Origin of the sequence: Endozoicomonas sp. SCSIO W0465, assembly GCF_023716865.1 — a bacterium.
Classification (GTDB): domain Bacteria; phylum Pseudomonadota; class Gammaproteobacteria; order Pseudomonadales; family Endozoicomonadaceae; genus Endozoicomonas.
Genome location: NZ_CP092417.1, coordinates 1,844,042 through 1,858,894, shown reverse-complemented (window position 1 = coordinate 1,858,894; position 14,853 = coordinate 1,844,042). Strand labels below are relative to the sequence as shown.

The 14,853-nt window shown below is 45.3% G+C and carries 13 protein-coding genes and 1 pseudogene; 3 read left to right on the top strand and 11 right to left on the bottom strand.

Translation table 11 applies throughout. The annotated features are described in order from the left end of the window. Positions 1 to 352: 352 nt before the first annotated feature. Positions 353 to 859, bottom strand: a complete 507-nt coding sequence (locus MJO57_RS07970; RefSeq protein WP_371924802.1) for a transposase — start codon at positions 857 to 859, stop codon at positions 353 to 355. A 484-nt stretch (positions 860 to 1,343) separates the two neighbouring features. Here MJO57_RS07970 and MJO57_RS07965 point away from each other — a divergent pair, with 484 nt between their 5' ends. Next, a complete protein-coding gene (locus MJO57_RS07965; RefSeq protein WP_252024303.1) occupies positions 1,344 to 1,721 on the top strand; it encodes a hypothetical protein in 378 nt (125 codons plus the stop codon). Between the two features lie 238 nt (positions 1,722 to 1,959). Here the strand turns inward: MJO57_RS07965 and MJO57_RS07960 are convergent, their stop codons facing one another. From MJO57_RS07960 to MJO57_RS07905, 10 genes and pseudogenes are all read right to left on the bottom strand, one after another. Continuing rightward, positions 1,960 to 2,916: an IS1595 family transposase gene (locus MJO57_RS07960; protein WP_252017306.1), complete on the bottom strand. Its 957-nt coding sequence runs from the start codon at positions 2,914 to 2,916 to the stop codon at positions 1,960 to 1,962. Positions 2,917 to 3,877: 961 nt separating this feature from the next. Further along, positions 3,878 to 5,237, bottom strand: a pseudogene (locus MJO57_RS33185) (ISNCY family transposase). A 252-nt stretch (positions 5,238 to 5,489) separates the two neighbouring features. Further along, positions 5,490 to 5,804 carry a nuclear transport factor 2 family protein gene (locus MJO57_RS07940; RefSeq protein WP_252024298.1) on the bottom strand — a complete coding sequence of 105 codons (315 nt, stop codon included), beginning with the start codon at positions 5,802 to 5,804 and terminating at the stop codon, positions 5,490 to 5,492. Positions 5,805 to 5,900: 96 nt separating this feature from the next. Further along, positions 5,901 to 7,079, bottom strand: coding sequence for a hypothetical protein (locus MJO57_RS07935; protein WP_252024296.1), 1,179 nt, complete (start codon positions 7,077 to 7,079; stop codon positions 5,901 to 5,903). Between the two features lie 388 nt (positions 7,080 to 7,467). Further along, a complete protein-coding gene (locus MJO57_RS07930) occupies positions 7,468 to 7,872 on the bottom strand; it encodes an RICIN domain-containing protein (protein ID WP_256493333.1) in 405 nt (134 codons plus the stop codon). A 234-nt stretch (positions 7,873 to 8,106) separates the two neighbouring features. Continuing rightward, positions 8,107 to 8,622, bottom strand: coding sequence for a hypothetical protein (locus tag MJO57_RS07925; protein ID WP_252024295.1), 516 nt, complete (start codon positions 8,620 to 8,622; stop codon positions 8,107 to 8,109). Between the two features lie 139 nt (positions 8,623 to 8,761). Continuing rightward, positions 8,762 to 9,895 carry a hypothetical protein gene (locus MJO57_RS07920; RefSeq protein WP_252024294.1) on the bottom strand — a complete coding sequence of 378 codons (1,134 nt, stop codon included), beginning with the start codon at positions 9,893 to 9,895 and terminating at the stop codon, positions 8,762 to 8,764. 382 nt (positions 9,896 to 10,277) lie between these two features. Next, positions 10,278 to 10,691: a mannan-binding lectin gene (locus tag MJO57_RS07915; RefSeq protein ID WP_252024293.1), complete on the bottom strand. Its 414-nt coding sequence runs from the start codon at positions 10,689 to 10,691 to the stop codon at positions 10,278 to 10,280. 163 nt (positions 10,692 to 10,854) lie between these two features. Continuing rightward, positions 10,855 to 11,385 (bottom strand): hypothetical protein, encoded by a 531-nt coding sequence (locus MJO57_RS07910; protein ID WP_066017860.1) that lies wholly within the window; start codon positions 11,383 to 11,385, stop codon positions 10,855 to 10,857. A 333-nt stretch (positions 11,386 to 11,718) separates the two neighbouring features. Beyond that, positions 11,719 to 12,222 carry a regulatory protein RecX gene (locus MJO57_RS07905; RefSeq protein WP_252024292.1) on the bottom strand — a complete coding sequence of 168 codons (504 nt, stop codon included), beginning with the start codon at positions 12,220 to 12,222 and terminating at the stop codon, positions 11,719 to 11,721. Between the two features lie 175 nt (positions 12,223 to 12,397). Between MJO57_RS07905 and istA the strand changes: the two genes are divergently transcribed. Both istA and istB read left to right on the top strand, forming a co-directional pair. Beyond that, positions 12,398 to 13,951, top strand: a complete 1,554-nt coding sequence (istA, locus tag MJO57_RS07900; protein ID WP_252017310.1) for an IS21 family transposase — start codon at positions 12,398 to 12,400, stop codon at positions 13,949 to 13,951. Between the two features lie 12 nt (positions 13,952 to 13,963). Continuing rightward, a complete protein-coding gene (gene istB / locus MJO57_RS07895) occupies positions 13,964 to 14,719 on the top strand; it encodes an IS21-like element helper ATPase IstB (protein WP_252017309.1) in 756 nt (251 codons plus the stop codon). The last annotated feature ends 134 nt before the right edge of the window (positions 14,720 to 14,853 follow it).

The window sequence follows — 14,853 nt, the reverse complement described above, 5'->3', positions numbered from 1 at the left end:
GTAGAAAGTCCTGCAGTTCGTTTATGAAAACTACCTACCGAATGTTTATCGTATTAACTCACCCTGAAGATTTCAACACTGTTTGCTGAATTTTGTACAACTTTTTAAACAGACCGGAGACATGATAAACATTCACAGACAATGGAGCCGCCAACCGGGATGCATTTGACCTGCCCGCATCACTGCAAAAAACTATTCAAAAATAGGAGAAAACCGTATGAAAGGAGCACTCAAGCTTGAGGAGGGAAATAGGGGGAAGGAAGAGAGTCCTGTGCAACCGACACAAAACCACGGGCATGGGTCAGACAAATTTCCGTCAAGAAGTAACGGCCACGGCTAGTGCAGCCAAGCGCTAACCCCCATACAGTATTATATCTGTAATGGCCGACCTTTTATGAGTCCACTTAAAAGGCTTGGGCATTTTCTCATTGAAGAAGTCCACAAACTGCTGGAGACGAGCCTTCAGGTCTGCGGTCGATGTAAAACTGTTTCGTTTCAGAAAGCGCCTCACCAGAATCGAAAACCATATCTCTATCTGGTTCAGCCATGATGCGTGCTTCGGGGTATAGTGGAACACCACCTTGTGGGACACATCGCTCAAGTAAGCAGCCCGTGTTTTCATGTTCTTGAGAATGCCGGATTTCTTTTTAACTCCCAGCTCTTTTTCTGCTGTACCTTCAATTCTGGCGACCGCCCTGAACGCAGCCTCTGACATATGGGTATTCAGACGATCCATGACAAAATGCCAACCTGTAGCAGTTGGATCACTCATCAGCATGCTATCAAGCCAGCCTGCAAAATCTTGTTCCGTCCAGGTGTCTCTTACCAAAGTAATAATCTTGCCCGTTACCACATCCATTCCTGCCAGCAGGGCCTAAGTCCCGTGACGCTTATATTCAAACTCACGCTTTTCAATATGTCCGGACACTGTACACGACAAAAATCAGAAGTGTGTCAGCGGGATCCTCTATCTTGAGGTTTTTACCACAAAACTCCTCTCGACAATGGAACCTGCCGACTTACTCATCACGCAGTTTAGAACCTATCTGAACTGGAACAAGTGCCGACTGAGCGTCCTCGCCTATCTTGTGCTGGGCCTGCTGCAAAAGCAGACCGTAAACTTCACACACCTTGTAACCACCTTTCCCGGAAAGTCACAGACTGCATCCTGTTACCGCCGCATTCAGCGATTCTTTCTCGAAGTGGTTTTTGAGGACGCTGTTACAGCCAGGATGATCGCTGGCCTGCTTGCACCTGAGTGCAAATGGCAACTCAGCATGGATCGAACTAACTGGATGTTTGGGATTTTCAAAATCAAGTTTCTGGCTATTAACTACAAGGGCATGGCTATCCCGATTTTATGGACGCTCCTGCCCAAGAAGGGGTGCTCGAATACGGCGGAGCGCATTGAGCTGCTACAGAAATTTCAAAAGATATTTCCTGAACAAGCGATACAGCGTTTACTCATGGACAGGGAGTTTAAGGGCAAGCGCTGGTTGAAATTTCTGGTTCATAGGAACTGGCCTTTTTGCATCAGGGTTCCCAGCAACACATTGGCCCCCAATAAACACCAAAACCGGTTATTACCGGTGACCAGAATATTTTTACTGACAACCGGTGAAACCATGGCCATCAGACAGCCAATAAAAGTGTGGGGGCAAATGGTCTATCTTGCGGCCTCTAAAAAAGGTAACCTGATTACCACTGATCGTACGTCATGACACAGGGAAAGATAATTTAAGAATATACGTGCAGCTTTTCATTCTTTATGTCTATAACCCGGTAAAGAAATAATAGAACCTCTCCAGTATTACCGGTGGAGCAGGCATCATGACGGCTTGTTCTCCAGATTATCAACTAAATTCGGTTTCATAACCGCTCCGAACAAGCAAAGACCCACATCATCATTCGAAATAATGATATTAATACGTCAACTGACTTTCAATTATCGGTTGATGGCTAACCCGGTTTCCACTGGACGTCTGGCAGTTTGAGAAGTCGATCCGGCATCGGTGCTGTATTGACTGCAGCCCGACCTAGCCTTGAGATCATTGAAGGCATATCAAAACGCCGGTTAAACCGATAGTTGAACTCTGATAGATAACGGCCCAGATGCTTGGGGTCGAGCTTATGGTAAGTACCGGTAATCGCTGTTTTCACGTTTCCCAGCATGGTATTTACCCAGGTGAACAACTCATTCTCCATGGATGCATGCCCACCACCGGTAATGATGGCTGTGTGCTGGCATCCGGCATCTTCAATACCCCGGAAACAGGACAAGCCATCGCTGACGGCCCGGACACCCTTTTTCAGGGCATGTTCTGCCCACTCCTGAATGGTTTTTCGCCGGAAGTTATCAACGGCATTGAACTTCATGTAGATAGGGTGGTTATCAGCATCTGTCTGAACTGCGGCCACGAAGGGGGCTTTGTTCTCTGAGCCTCTGCCCCGGCGGCCTCCGTGGCGCTCTCCGCCCCAATAGGCGTCATCAATCTGAACAAAACCACTCAACTGCCAGCTGTTATCTCTTTCCATCATGACCTGCATGAGTTTGTGTTTCATGCGCAATGCGGCATTGTAGGAAATGCCAAGTTGTCGATGAAGCGTCAGGCAAGAAATCCCCGCTTTATTCTGGGTGACGAGATAGATACCCAGAAACCAGGTAGCTAGAGGCAGCTTTGTTGAGTCAAAGATAGTGTTACTGGTAAGCGAGGTTTGGCAACGGCAGCAATTGCACTGGAATTCAGCTTTCCGGTGAAGCTTGCAGAAACTGCGGGAGCCACACTTCGGGCATTGGAAGCCATCTGGCCAGCGCCAAGAGGACAGCGCGTTCTCACACTGCTCTTCACTGCCGTAATTAGCCAGAAATTGCATAATGCCAAGGCCTTTTTGGAACTGAATGGTGTTTTTACACATCAGTTTTACCTCCAAAACACATGACTATCGACGTTTATTATAGCAGCTGGCTCACGACGTAGGGTCGGTGGTAATCAGGAAAGGTAATGATCCAATGGTGATCATTTGCAATACTGAATCTTGGCGTGCCATTGAAGATTATCTCCAAAGATTGCAAATAGAAACCATGTTTCAAGCTATGAAAGGCAGAGGTTTTAACCTTGAGGAAACTCACCTGAAGGATCGGGATAAAATATCAAAGTTGCTCTGTGCCTTGGCATTAGCCTTCTGCTGAGCATATAAGACGGGAGATTGGATAAACGATGCAACCCCGGTCAAGCTAAAAAGTCATGGCCGAAAAGCGCAATCCATCTTCCGTACAGGACTGGATTATCTTGCCAGAATTCTCCATCACGTTGATAAATGGCTGGAAGAAATATGTGGAGCAGTGGAGCTGCTATTTGAAGTCAGGTGGGAGAAGGCTTCATGAAAATTGTTGTGTACAGTGAGCCATGATATTTATAAACTGTAAAAATATCAGGCTTAGTGAATAATGGCTAAACCGGTTATTTCTGTTTTCGTGGAATATAATCGGTCTTAATACTCGAATTCCCATAATGGGGCGCAGTGAATAAAAGATTACGAATATCTCAACCACTAACGACAACATAGCCATCTTCAAGATTCAGCATGTTCCCTTAATCTATAGAAACTTCAATTTGCAGAACGATTCTTTTGGTAGAGCTGGAAATAGCAGAAGCGGGCATGACAGTTAACTAGTTCTCGTCCAAAAACGCATCAGGCAATCATAATTAGATTGTACGTTCGTTTTGATATTTCCTGAAATTCCAGAGAGCCGCAAAAACTCTTCCCCTTTTTTTCTCTAATCTGGGACGGATATTGGAGAAAAACGCGAAAAGCAGGCAGAAAACATCCTCCCACCATGCTGGAAAGGTACTTTCATGTAGCGTGGAGGTGGCTATCAGGATGGTGCCGGGTGTCTGGCCAGAATCACCAGGTTGTAACAGACCACCGATAACCAGCAATGAGAATCAAAACGCTCAGAACCCTTGCAGTGGCAACGTGATAGCCCAAAACATCTCTTTAGCCACGAAATTCCCGCTTCAATACCTGCCCGGAAGCGAAAGAGCGTTTTATACACATACTGACTTTTAGTCATCTCTTCGACTTCAAGTCCGCGCTTCTTATTAAAAGCTACATCGCTGATTCCCATGGCCTTGGCTTTTTCCAAATTAGCGCGACACGCGTATCCGCCGTCACCGCTTGTCTGGCGAGGTACACGACCATAAATTTCTTTTTGTCTTTCCATCATCGGAATGAATTGGTCCGAATCCGCTGGGTTACCTTCCTCAATAACCAGGTCCAGGATCAATCGACTTTTTCCCTGAACCAGGTTCAGTTTATGGCCATACTGTACTTGCCGCCTGTCTTTTACGATGATATCCGTATGGGGTTCATACAGGCTAACCACTTTTTCCTGGGCTGGCACCTTTTCACCCTTAAAGACCCTGCGCTCTGTCTGGGAGACTATTGCATCCACCAGGGGTAACAGGTGATCCACATCGGCCTGCCACTTGTCGGCATCATCAGCCAGGAGACACTGCCCTGCTGACGGGCGTTTGCTAGCGTGACAGTAGCTTCGATAAGTACCTTCCGGGATTTTCGGGTCAACTGCAGCAGTTTTTTATAATGCTGATGCCGCTCTTCTTTGCCAGCGTAGATGCATTTTCTGGCCGCATCTTTTACGGCTCGGTTGTGATGGGTATATCATAAAGCGGTGTCGCTGTCAGTGTTTGTCCCCGTTCCAGCAGCCGACAAATTTCTTTAACGGAACTGGCTAAAAGATCACTGTCGCAAGGAGGTTTGATATCCGATTCGGTGACTGTGCTGTCAATAGCCACAGTGCGCCCTTTTTCAATACCCTGATCTTTAGCGGTCATTAGCTGACAGTTATTAATCCGTTCCCATGTAGATGCAGTAAGAAGGCTGATGAGCCCATGCAAACTGGAGCGACTGGGGCGCTGGTTTGGTTCGAGGCGACAAAAGTCTCGAAAGAGCATGGAGTCCATCAAAACAAACGACAAGTAGTCATAATCACAATTCAAATACTGTTTCAGGAGTGCCGCACGAAGAACGGATTCTGCTGATAGTCCGTTCCGCCCAGTGTTCTGTTTATCACCAGAACTTAAGTCCTCATAAATCCAGTCATTGAACTGTGGATGGGCGTCAAGCCATTGCGAGATACCGGAAAGCTGGGAGCAGATTTCATGAGGTACGTAATGGAGTTCCATACTACACTGCGGGTTGCGTTTTTTGCGCATTTGGAGTCCTCTGTTTTTGGCAATCCCTTATGTTTCTTGCTCTTGGGAAGTTTAGTCGCCAGATAGCAGTAGGGCTCCACTTAATTTTTCAGGATAAAATCTACAGTTTTCAATTGGTTGTGTTTTTGGACGAGAACTAACTATTATAAGAGGTGTTCCTATAGTAGCTGTGAAAATAGAGTTCTATTATTTCAATCATTCAGAGAGAGTCCACATCGATACTCATTACCAACTAGCCAAATCTATAACGCATTAGACGACCGCTTCTAATTCGGCTTCACGCATTAAAACATAACCATTATCCTGTAAAGCCCACAACTCTTTATGGATTAAACCACTTGCTTTATTCATCGTCCAGCTACCTCGCAATATGATTTGGTCATCAGCTACCCTCGTCATCTGAATACCAAAATACTCCAGTACTTTGAAATCTTGGTCAATCAAACTTTGCCAAAACGCCTTGATTTCATCGACACCTGAATAAGAACCAAAAGGTGAAATATGTAATACTGCATTTTTTTCATAAAAAGCGGAAAATCCGATAAGATCACCAGAATTAAAGGCCATTCGCCACGCTCTGCTGGCTGATTCCACCGCAGGAAATATTTCATTGATAAGCATCATACATCACGACTAAAGTAATTTTTCACTAATTGAATATATTTAAACTTCTTCTAAACCATCTCTTGGGTAATCTCTACCCGAATGACGATCTCTAGATAAGCACTTTGAGTTACAACACCTTTCTATAATAACAATTAGAACAGTAAAGCCAAGGAGTAGAAGAGGACCATACAGCAGGGCATATTCATTTTCGCAACCTCGCTTACTCTGATCCAAACATTTAGAAAGGCTGTCGGCGAGCCCTTTATAATTTGCAGCAATGGCAGTACTCATAGTAGTCAACACGCCTGCTTCTATTAGAGGTGTCTTATATGGCTCCAAAGCGAAAGCAATTCTCCTTATTCTTCCATCCTTATATTGCCTGGATAAAGAATCAAGTTTAAAACTCTCTAATTTACCAATTAGCAAATCAACCTCAGCTTTTTCAACAAGAGAAATGTCTTCATCTAGAGATTTCAATTTAACCAGAACAACTACAGCATCACTTAAAACTGTATTGTAAATACGCTCAAGAGAGTCAATCATCGATTCCGTAAATTTTATATTTTCTTTATTACTATCCTTACTATCAATAGAGCTTATTATTAAATTGAAATTATCCAAGGTGGACGCAGTCGATTTTGCCAAATCAATAACCCCTTCCACATAACTCGCTTTATGCTCACCCTCCGATGTGCATAATCGTGTAAATGAATTCTTCAATTCATCCAAATCTCCTTCCATTCTGGTAAATAACCGTTCTATTTCACTGCCGAAACCAGCACTATTTTCTGCTTTATATTCAGCTGGTCTTCCAGTAGCAACGACACCATCAAGTCCACCTTCTTGCTGTATAGTGGATTCTGTCAAACCAATGACCACACCCACATCACTCGGCCTATGTACACTCTCCGATGCGAGTAATCGTGTAAATAAATTCTTCAATTCACCCAGTTCTCTTTCCATTCTGGGAAATAACGATTCTCTTTCATTTCCGAAACCAGCACTATTTTCTGCTTTATATTCAGCTGGTCTTCCAGCAGCATCGACACAATCAAGTTCATCAACTCCATCTTCTTTCTGTATTTTTAGTTTTCTGTCGAATATGCCTTGCCCCTGTACACTGGTGACAACATCTCCCAATTTCAAACCTTTGTTTCTAGAATCACTAATAAATCGAAAAAAATCACCTCTAGTACTTAAACTCTTACCAAGAAAGCGGCGATCCTCAGTCTTCATAAGGCGAGCGGTTTCGCATTGCCCATCTATAAACGATGACATACCAGCGCGACTATAACTATGAAGCTGCATTATTCCCACCAAAAGTTAACTTATATTCATTACCGTTTAATTCGCTGTTTTGACAGTTGCCTCTAATTTTTTATCCCCTAACTTCCATAATTAATGAACACACGAACGAGCCAAAAAATTAGACAGAGTTATTCTTTTGGTCATTCACCCCAAAAAACAATACCATATCAAATAACCAGAAATATTCGATGCCATATGCCCAGCTACTTGTTAAGGAAGGTGCGAATAAGTCCGCTCTCACCTTCGGTAACCCCTGGTATTACTGACACTGCCTTTGGAAAAAGGGACTTATTCGCAGTTTCCTTAAAGGCCACAGTCACATCAACACACTTAATTCATTTCGCCATGACGAATCCAGGCCATCTGACAAAGGTTCAGAAATGACTTCGATCTGATCGCTTTCTTCACCGTGCCATTGCAAAACCAGATTATGCCCATGATCGTCTATTTTACGAGAGACCAGTTTTTCATCTTCCCAATACCACTTCTGACTCAGATTTTCATTACAGGTGTCGACATAAAGGCCGTTATTATCATCTATACCCAAACACTGGTTGTTGCCACTTCGGCTTTTATAACGTTCTTTAGCATCAAGCCCCCAGGTTTGATGGCGATTATTGGGTACGCACGCCTTACCGATAATCCGTCCATTCTGGTTTGTCAGGCAAAGGTTATCAGCATACAGTGACCGAAGTTTTACATGTGCTTCAGGCTCAAATATGGGGTGAGACCAATCAACGGCTACAAACGCCAGGGTGGGCTGGGTCAGGCTAGAAGCACCTTTGATAAGCAGTGTCAGAAAACATGCGATATTTTTTGGAATCAGCCATGTAACTCCCTATTTCACGATCGAGATAAAGTGAGAAGGCGAGTTTAAGAAGACAAGGCTAATCATTCACTCGCCTACCCAGCTCAAGAAAATTCTATGACAAAGAAGAGATAACTATTTTCTGACTTAGATTCCCGCAGTAGCGTCAATCCAGAGAGAAACATTCAAATCATTGTAATCATTATCCCTCCAGTCTTCACCCTTATAAAGGTGAACAGTTCCTCTCAATCCATATTTTCCTTCAGGAACAAAGTTAGCGGTACTTTTCATATAACGATTAAGAGTACCACCATAGGGATGCAAAAATTCAATAGTGAAAAAACCACCACTGGACACTGTAAATGCACCTACTTTGCCAGTAACATGATGCCCTTTATCATTGTATACAGTGTCAGTACCGGAATAGCGAGAAATCTGCTCATCATACACCACAGCACCTGACGAATCTTTGATCCTAACCTGTTGAGCTCCGGCACTCTTGGAATGAATGGACACTTGAACATTAGAGCCTTTAGGTATATAGACAGAATCATTATTTTTTTCCAGAACGCTATTACCCGGTGTGCCGGCCTGAGCTAGCGAAAGAATCGCACCAAATAGGTAAACGAAAATTGTGTTTCTAAAAAAACTTAATGAATACATAACAAATCACCTTTATTTCATAAACTTATTTCAAGAGTTATTCAAGGACGCTTGGATCTCTTCAAATATTGATAAGTACTCTGCCTAATGGCTGAGGTTAAGTGGTAATCAGGTTCTCATTTTCCTTGTGTAATTCCAATCACATACTCATCTTCTCCTCTTTTACCGTAACAACTGGGGATTTTGGCCAAAACCCACTAATACCAATATGCCTCCACCCTGTTGCCCAACTACCCAAGGGTGATCTCCAACGAAAGTGACGCTCTGTATTGCTAAAAATCTCAACAAAATCCAGTTTGAGATTCAAATCCGTAGCATCAAGTGGTATGTCATCAAAATGGATACTGGATAATGCTGTCAGTGTATCATCTCGTGATACTTTTCCCTGTGGAGTTCGATAATCCAGCTCAACGTTAACAATGTATGAGCCATGGTTACTTAAGTTCAATTTGAAGTTATTGATGGGCTGAGTCCAGTTTGGAATAACTCTTTCTCCATCCAATGATGCAAAAGTAAAAGCAATTGGAACAGGATCTACGCTTGTTCCAGGTTCAGAGGGCCAAATAGCACTGGCGATTTGGCCACTGCTTTTAACACTATAATAACCTTGCCGAACTCGCTGACGGCTGAATAAACTATTTAAGACATTTACATCACCACTAATTTGAAAATCTGAATGCTTTGATCGAGAGCCGATCGACAAGCCACTCTTAGCATAGATGACCGAGGTGATGACACCAAAACGCTGTGCTATGCCATCCGGCGATAGCATATTTTGATTTTCTGCCACCAACTTCAACGTATCCAGTGACTCTTTCAGGGTTTCAACCGGATAATTCATAAAACGATGCTCAGTGAGCTGCCATTTAGCGATCATGGCCCCTGCACGACTGAATTGCCAACTTATTTCTCCGGAACCAGAAGAACCAGCAGCGTCAACAACACCCAATAAGTCACCTCCAGACTGCCGAACATTGCCGTTGGATAAATCCATAGATTCTGATAGCTGTGTACAAGACATTGTAATATTATCCAGTTCAACACCGGCACTTCGAAATGTTCCTGTGTTGGTATCAATAATACCAATTGCTCCAATTGTTATGCTTGGGCTTAAATTCCAATTTCCCCACCAGTGAGGGTGAGTCTGCCGAATCAGAGCATTAAACTGCTTATTAAAAAAACCTGCTGGCAGCGACTCTAACTCTGCTCCATGAAGGGGAATGATAAAAATAAAAGGAGCTATAAACCGAATGAATCTCCAGTAAGACATCATAGAGGCCCCATAAAGACGAATTTAGATAAGGCGAAGCTTAGAACGTAGCCTTTTTGTGCCAAGCAATACGAAGTAGACGCGTTTTATAAACTACTCACAAACTTTGAAATGATAACTTCGGAGGAAATTTTACCAACTAAGCACCCTGCTATATGAAATTAAATATTCTGACCCAATGATCAGCCGTTCTACTGCTTTACAGCTAAGATCACACAGGTACGGCTATGTTCGCTCTGCTTAGCCATGCAGGGTCACAAGCCACTAAGCCAGAAATATTCGATTTCATATGACCAAGTACTTAATACACATGATTAATATGAATATTCAATCACTTTTACTCATCGCATTAGATCCAATAAACTCAAAGACAACTAAAAAAAATCTAATTTCCATTCTCATCACAAACTACGGATATTGATTTTTTGGTACATTCACAAACAGAATTTTTTCCCCATGCTGTTGTCCACCAACCTCCGGTCCAAGAACCCTCTTCATTACTACAGCGTTCAGGACACTTATTATTGGCGTCATCGTTATTCCAGATCGGATCATCATTTAAGGTTGAAAATTTTTGCAACTTGAAACACTGGCAAACAGAGTTACCATCACCTTTACTATTCCAGTAACCACTCCATACACCGCCTTCTTCACTACATCGTACTTTACACTCACTCTCAACCAACTCTTGCTGGGAAATAGGGCCATCATTTTTAGTAGTAAAAGATTCCATATACAAACAAGATCCAAAGACTTGTGTTGCAATTAATGACGTGGCTAATAAAGTATTACGAATCATATATTTATCCTAAATTGAAAGACCAGCGTTTCACGGAACGCATTAAAAACAGGTAGCATTCAATGCCAATTCGCCTTGGTGGAAAAAAAACCGGTGCGGACTGCAGACCAACACCGGAATCCCTTATGAACCTACATTGACCCCTAATCTGTCTTACCCGTCATTACTCAAATCGTCTCAATTGCGTCGCCAGCTGCTCGGCCGTTTGCAGTTGCGCCGTCATGACTTGCGCTGTGACCGGGTCGTCTGCCTGCTGGGCCAGCTTGATGGTATGCCGGGCGGTCTGAGCGAACGTTTCACAGGCTTTCGCTATCGCTTCAGCGTTCTGATACGTCTCCTGGGTTTGAGGGTCTTCAATACGGGAGTACTCAAACAATTCGTTGTAGTCCGACGGCACACGACGCCCGAACACGCTGATACGCTCAGCAATCTGATACGATGGTGGGAAGGGTTGTACCGTCTGGTTTTGTCGAGCCTGGTATTGGGAGGGCTGGCAGGCCGCTTCCGGAGCCGCAGCCGCCAGCAGCTGCGCAAACTCAGCAGCACGAGCTCCCTGATTGTTCCACCGGGCCGCTTTGATCTGGTTCACAATAGCCTGCTGCTCACTGTAGGCAGCCACCAGTTTCTGGGCCAATTCGTTTTTTTCGGCAGGTTTGATGCCGGTTGCCGCTTCTTTCAATGTTGAGGCCGTCATGTCGATACTCTCAAATGGCAAGCGTTAGGTACCGGAATCCGATGGACAGGTCATTATTTCTGATCTCACCGATGGTCTCGCTGGCCCTCGCCAAGTGGGTCATCGCCGATAAATCGCAGGTTGACCAACGGAGGTATCAGAATAACACCACGATTCCATCGTAATTCCAGTGAATTTAACTATAGCAATGTCGTTTATTATTTTTTTTTTTTTTTGAGATTATTGCTTTACTAAAACATGGCCTGTCATAACCGGAAGTATTAAGTCAGTTTCTGCGCATCATGCCCGGTGTTCGTCGACGGACAAGACAAAACGACACTGCTCATTTGATCATCAAAACAGAGTGGCCAGCAGTTCGGGTGGGAAGCCCCGGCTGTGCAAAAATTCTCTTTGCTCATTGATCTCCCGGGAGGATACCGGGTGTTTGTGACCAAACTTCTGTTCACGAGCCCATTTTGCCAGGTCCTGCCAGTTAATTCCGGACGCTTTCAGGGCATCGACAATCATCTCCGGCTCAATGCCTTTTTTTTCCAGATCCTGGGCAATGCGCGAAGGGCCTTGCCCTTTGGCCGCTCTGTGCTGAATGAAGCCTTCCACGTAGCGCTCATTACTCAACAGCCGCTCTTTTTCCAGCCGGTCAAGCACATCAAGGATGAGTTCATCGTTATCAGAGAGATAAGACAGTTTTTGCGCCAGCTCGTCGTGAGTGTAATTTTTCTGCACCATCAGGTTCATGGCGGCATGTCTCAGCATGTTGGCGGTAACTGCATATTCTGGTAACTCTTGAACACTCATTCTGGTAACACTTGAACACCCATTCTGGTAACACTTGAACACCTATTCTGGTTTCTTTTGAACACTTTTTGATGATTTCCAGAATCACCGTTCAAGCTTCCAGAAACGCTGTTCAACAGACCATAAACCGGTCTAATACAGCTAACAAATATCTTCTTATGCATTGATTTTCCATAACTTTGGCCGTTCTTATCTGTACCAAGAGAGGGAACCGGCCATGACAGAAAACAGGATTACCATGCGTAAGCTACTAGAAATACTCCGGATGCGGTTTGGCAGCCAACTCAGCTTCCGACAAATTTCCCGCAGTGTACGGGTCAGTGTGGGGACGGTATCCAACTACGTTAAGGCCTTTCAGGAATCGGAATTAAGCTGGCCCCTGGCAGAGGATATATCTGAGCCTGAGCTTATTCAGGCGCTGTTTCCCGATGCCTCGATAGCCAATCGAAAAGGGTTGATTGATCCTGACTGGGCTGAGGTGCATCAGGAACTGAAGCGCAAGGAAGTGACCAAACAACGACTCTGGGAAGAATACTGTCAGGCCCACCCCCTCAATGCCTACAGCTATGCCCAGTACTGTCACCGTTACAATCAGTGGCGTGGTTGTCAAAAGCGATCTATGCGACAGCTGCACAATGCAGGTGAAAAGTTATTTGTTGATTATGCCGGGCCAACCATGCCAATCATCAACCCGGACACCGGCGAAATTGCCCACAATGCCCAGATATTTGTGGCAGTGCTGGGAGCGTCCAACTATACCTACGCTGAAGCGACTCTGTCACAAAAAACAGAGGACTGGCTGGGGTCTCATGAACGGGCCTTTGAGTTCTTTGGTGGGGTGCCAGAAATTGTTGTGCCAGACAACCCAAAGTGCGCAGTTATCAAAGCCTGTCGGTACGAGCCGGATCTCAACCCATCATACCAGCACCTGGCTTGTCACTACCAGGTGGCAGTCATTCCGGCACGCCCCTACAAACCCAAAGACAAGGCCAAAGCAGAAGTCGGTGTACAGGTAGTGGAGCGGTGGATACTGGCCAGGCTTCGTCATGAAATGTTCTTTACCCTGGCAGAGCTGAACCTGCGGATACGTGAGCTGTTAATCGAACTGAACCTGAAGCCCTTTAAGCAGTTGCCAGGAACGCGACGTAGTGCGTTTGAACAACTGGATGAACCAGCCCTCAAGCCACTGCCGAAGCAATCTTTTGTGTTCGCTGAGTTTATCAAGGCCCGGGTGAATGTGGATTATCATATTATCTGCAAGGGGCACGCCTACTCGGTTCCCCATCAGCTTGCCAGGCAGGAAGTAGAAGTACAGGCGACTGAGCACTGCGTCACGATCTACGCTAACGGTAAAGTGGTGGCCAGCCACGCTCGCAAGCACACACGTGGATTTACGACGTTAGCAGTTCATATGCCGGAACGACATCGTCACCATCAGGATTGGACGCCTGAGCGTTTACTTAACTGGGCTAACGACATTGGTCAGGAAGTCTATTGTTTTATTCAATCACTGCTGGATAGCAAGGAGCATCCTGAACAAGCCTATCGAGCTTCATTGGGGCTGCTAAACCTGCAGCGGGAATATGGAACTGAACGACTCAACAACGCCTGCGCCCATGCCAGGAACATCGGGGGTTATCGGTTAAAAAATGTCCGATCAATCCTCCAGTCAGGCAAAGACCTGATGCCATTGGAGCCACAGTTAAAACAAACGACAGGTCCCTTGCATGATGATCACGAAAATATTCGTGGCGCTATTTGCTATCAATAACCGGAGGCGAACATGATCAATGAAACACTGGCTCGCCTTAGGTCACTGCGACTGACCGGAATGGCAGATGCCCTCAATCAACAGCTGGACCAGCCGGGCACCTACAGTAGCCTTAGCTTTGAAGAACGACTGTCGTTGCTTACTGAGCAGGAAGAAACAGAGCGAAACAATAAACGTCTGGCTCGGCTGCTCAGAAGCGCCCGGTTTAAACTGGCTGCCCGGATACACGACATTGACTATGAACACCCCAGAGGTCTCAAACAGAACCAGATGGCCAGCCTGTCTGGAGGAGGCTGGCTTGACCGGTACAGGAACCTGTTGATCACCGGACCTTGTGGTTCCGGTAAGAGCTACCTGGCCTGCGCCCTTGGGCACATGGCTTGTCTGAAAGGCTACAGTGTCCGGTACTATCGGATGTCCAGGCTACTGGATGAACTGATCCTTGCCCACGGTGATGGCAGCTACAGCAGGCAGTTGAAACAACTGGCAAAAGTAGACTTGCTGATTCTGGACGACTGGGGCCTGGAACCACTGACGCAGCAACAAAGGAACGATCTGCTGGAAGTCATGGATGACAGGCACGAGCAAGGTTCCACGTTGGTTACCAGTCAATTGCCCACCCGGAAGTGGCATGCCAGCATTGGTGATGAAACTCTGGCCGACGCCATTCTTGACCGGCTTATGCACAATGCCCACCGGATTGAACTCAAAGGCGAATCCATGCGCAAAAAGCTTGGAAAATTGGACGCAGTTGAACACCTGGTCTAAAAATCACACTGGGCAATGTGTAAGGAGTTCAGGGTGTTCAAATGAAACAGAATAGGTGTTCAAGTTAACCAGAATACGCAGTAACTTCAGGCATCGCTACGCTCCTGTGAACTGGTCTGCCCGGTGCCAACTAC

Bases quoted from the DNA above. Each gene is read 5' to 3' on its own strand.
- MJO57_RS07970 (WP_371924802.1), bottom strand. From the start codon at position 859: ATGGATGTGGTAACGGGCAAGATTATTACTTTGGTAAGAGACACCTGG.
- MJO57_RS07965 (WP_252024303.1), top strand. From the start codon at position 1,344: ATGGCTATCCCGATTTTATGGACGCTCCTGCCCAAGAAGGGGTGCTCG.
- MJO57_RS07960 (WP_252017306.1), bottom strand. From the start codon at position 2,916: ATGTGTAAAAACACCATTCAGTTCCAAAAAGGCCTTGGCATTATGCAA.
- MJO57_RS07940 (WP_252024298.1), bottom strand. From the start codon at position 5,804: ATGGCCTTTAATTCTGGTGATCTTATCGGATTTTCCGCTTTTTATGAA.
- MJO57_RS07935 (WP_252024296.1), bottom strand. From the start codon at position 7,079: ATGAAGACTGAGGATCGCCGCTTTCTTGGTAAGAGTTTAAGTACTAGA.
- MJO57_RS07925 (WP_252024295.1), bottom strand. From the start codon at position 8,622: ATGTATTCATTAAGTTTTTTTAGAAACACAATTTTCGTTTACCTATTT.
- MJO57_RS07920 (WP_252024294.1), bottom strand. From the start codon at position 9,895: ATGATGTCTTACTGGAGATTCATTCGGTTTATAGCTCCTTTTATTTTT.
- MJO57_RS07915 (WP_252024293.1), bottom strand. From the start codon at position 10,691: ATGATTCGTAATACTTTATTAGCCACGTCATTAATTGCAACACAAGTC.
- MJO57_RS07910 (WP_066017860.1), bottom strand. From the start codon at position 11,385: ATGACGGCCTCAACATTGAAAGAAGCGGCAACCGGCATCAAACCTGCC.
- istA (WP_252017310.1), top strand. From the start codon at position 12,398: ATGACAGAAAACAGGATTACCATGCGTAAGCTACTAGAAATACTCCGG.
- istB (WP_252017309.1), top strand. From the start codon at position 13,964: ATGATCAATGAAACACTGGCTCGCCTTAGGTCACTGCGACTGACCGGA.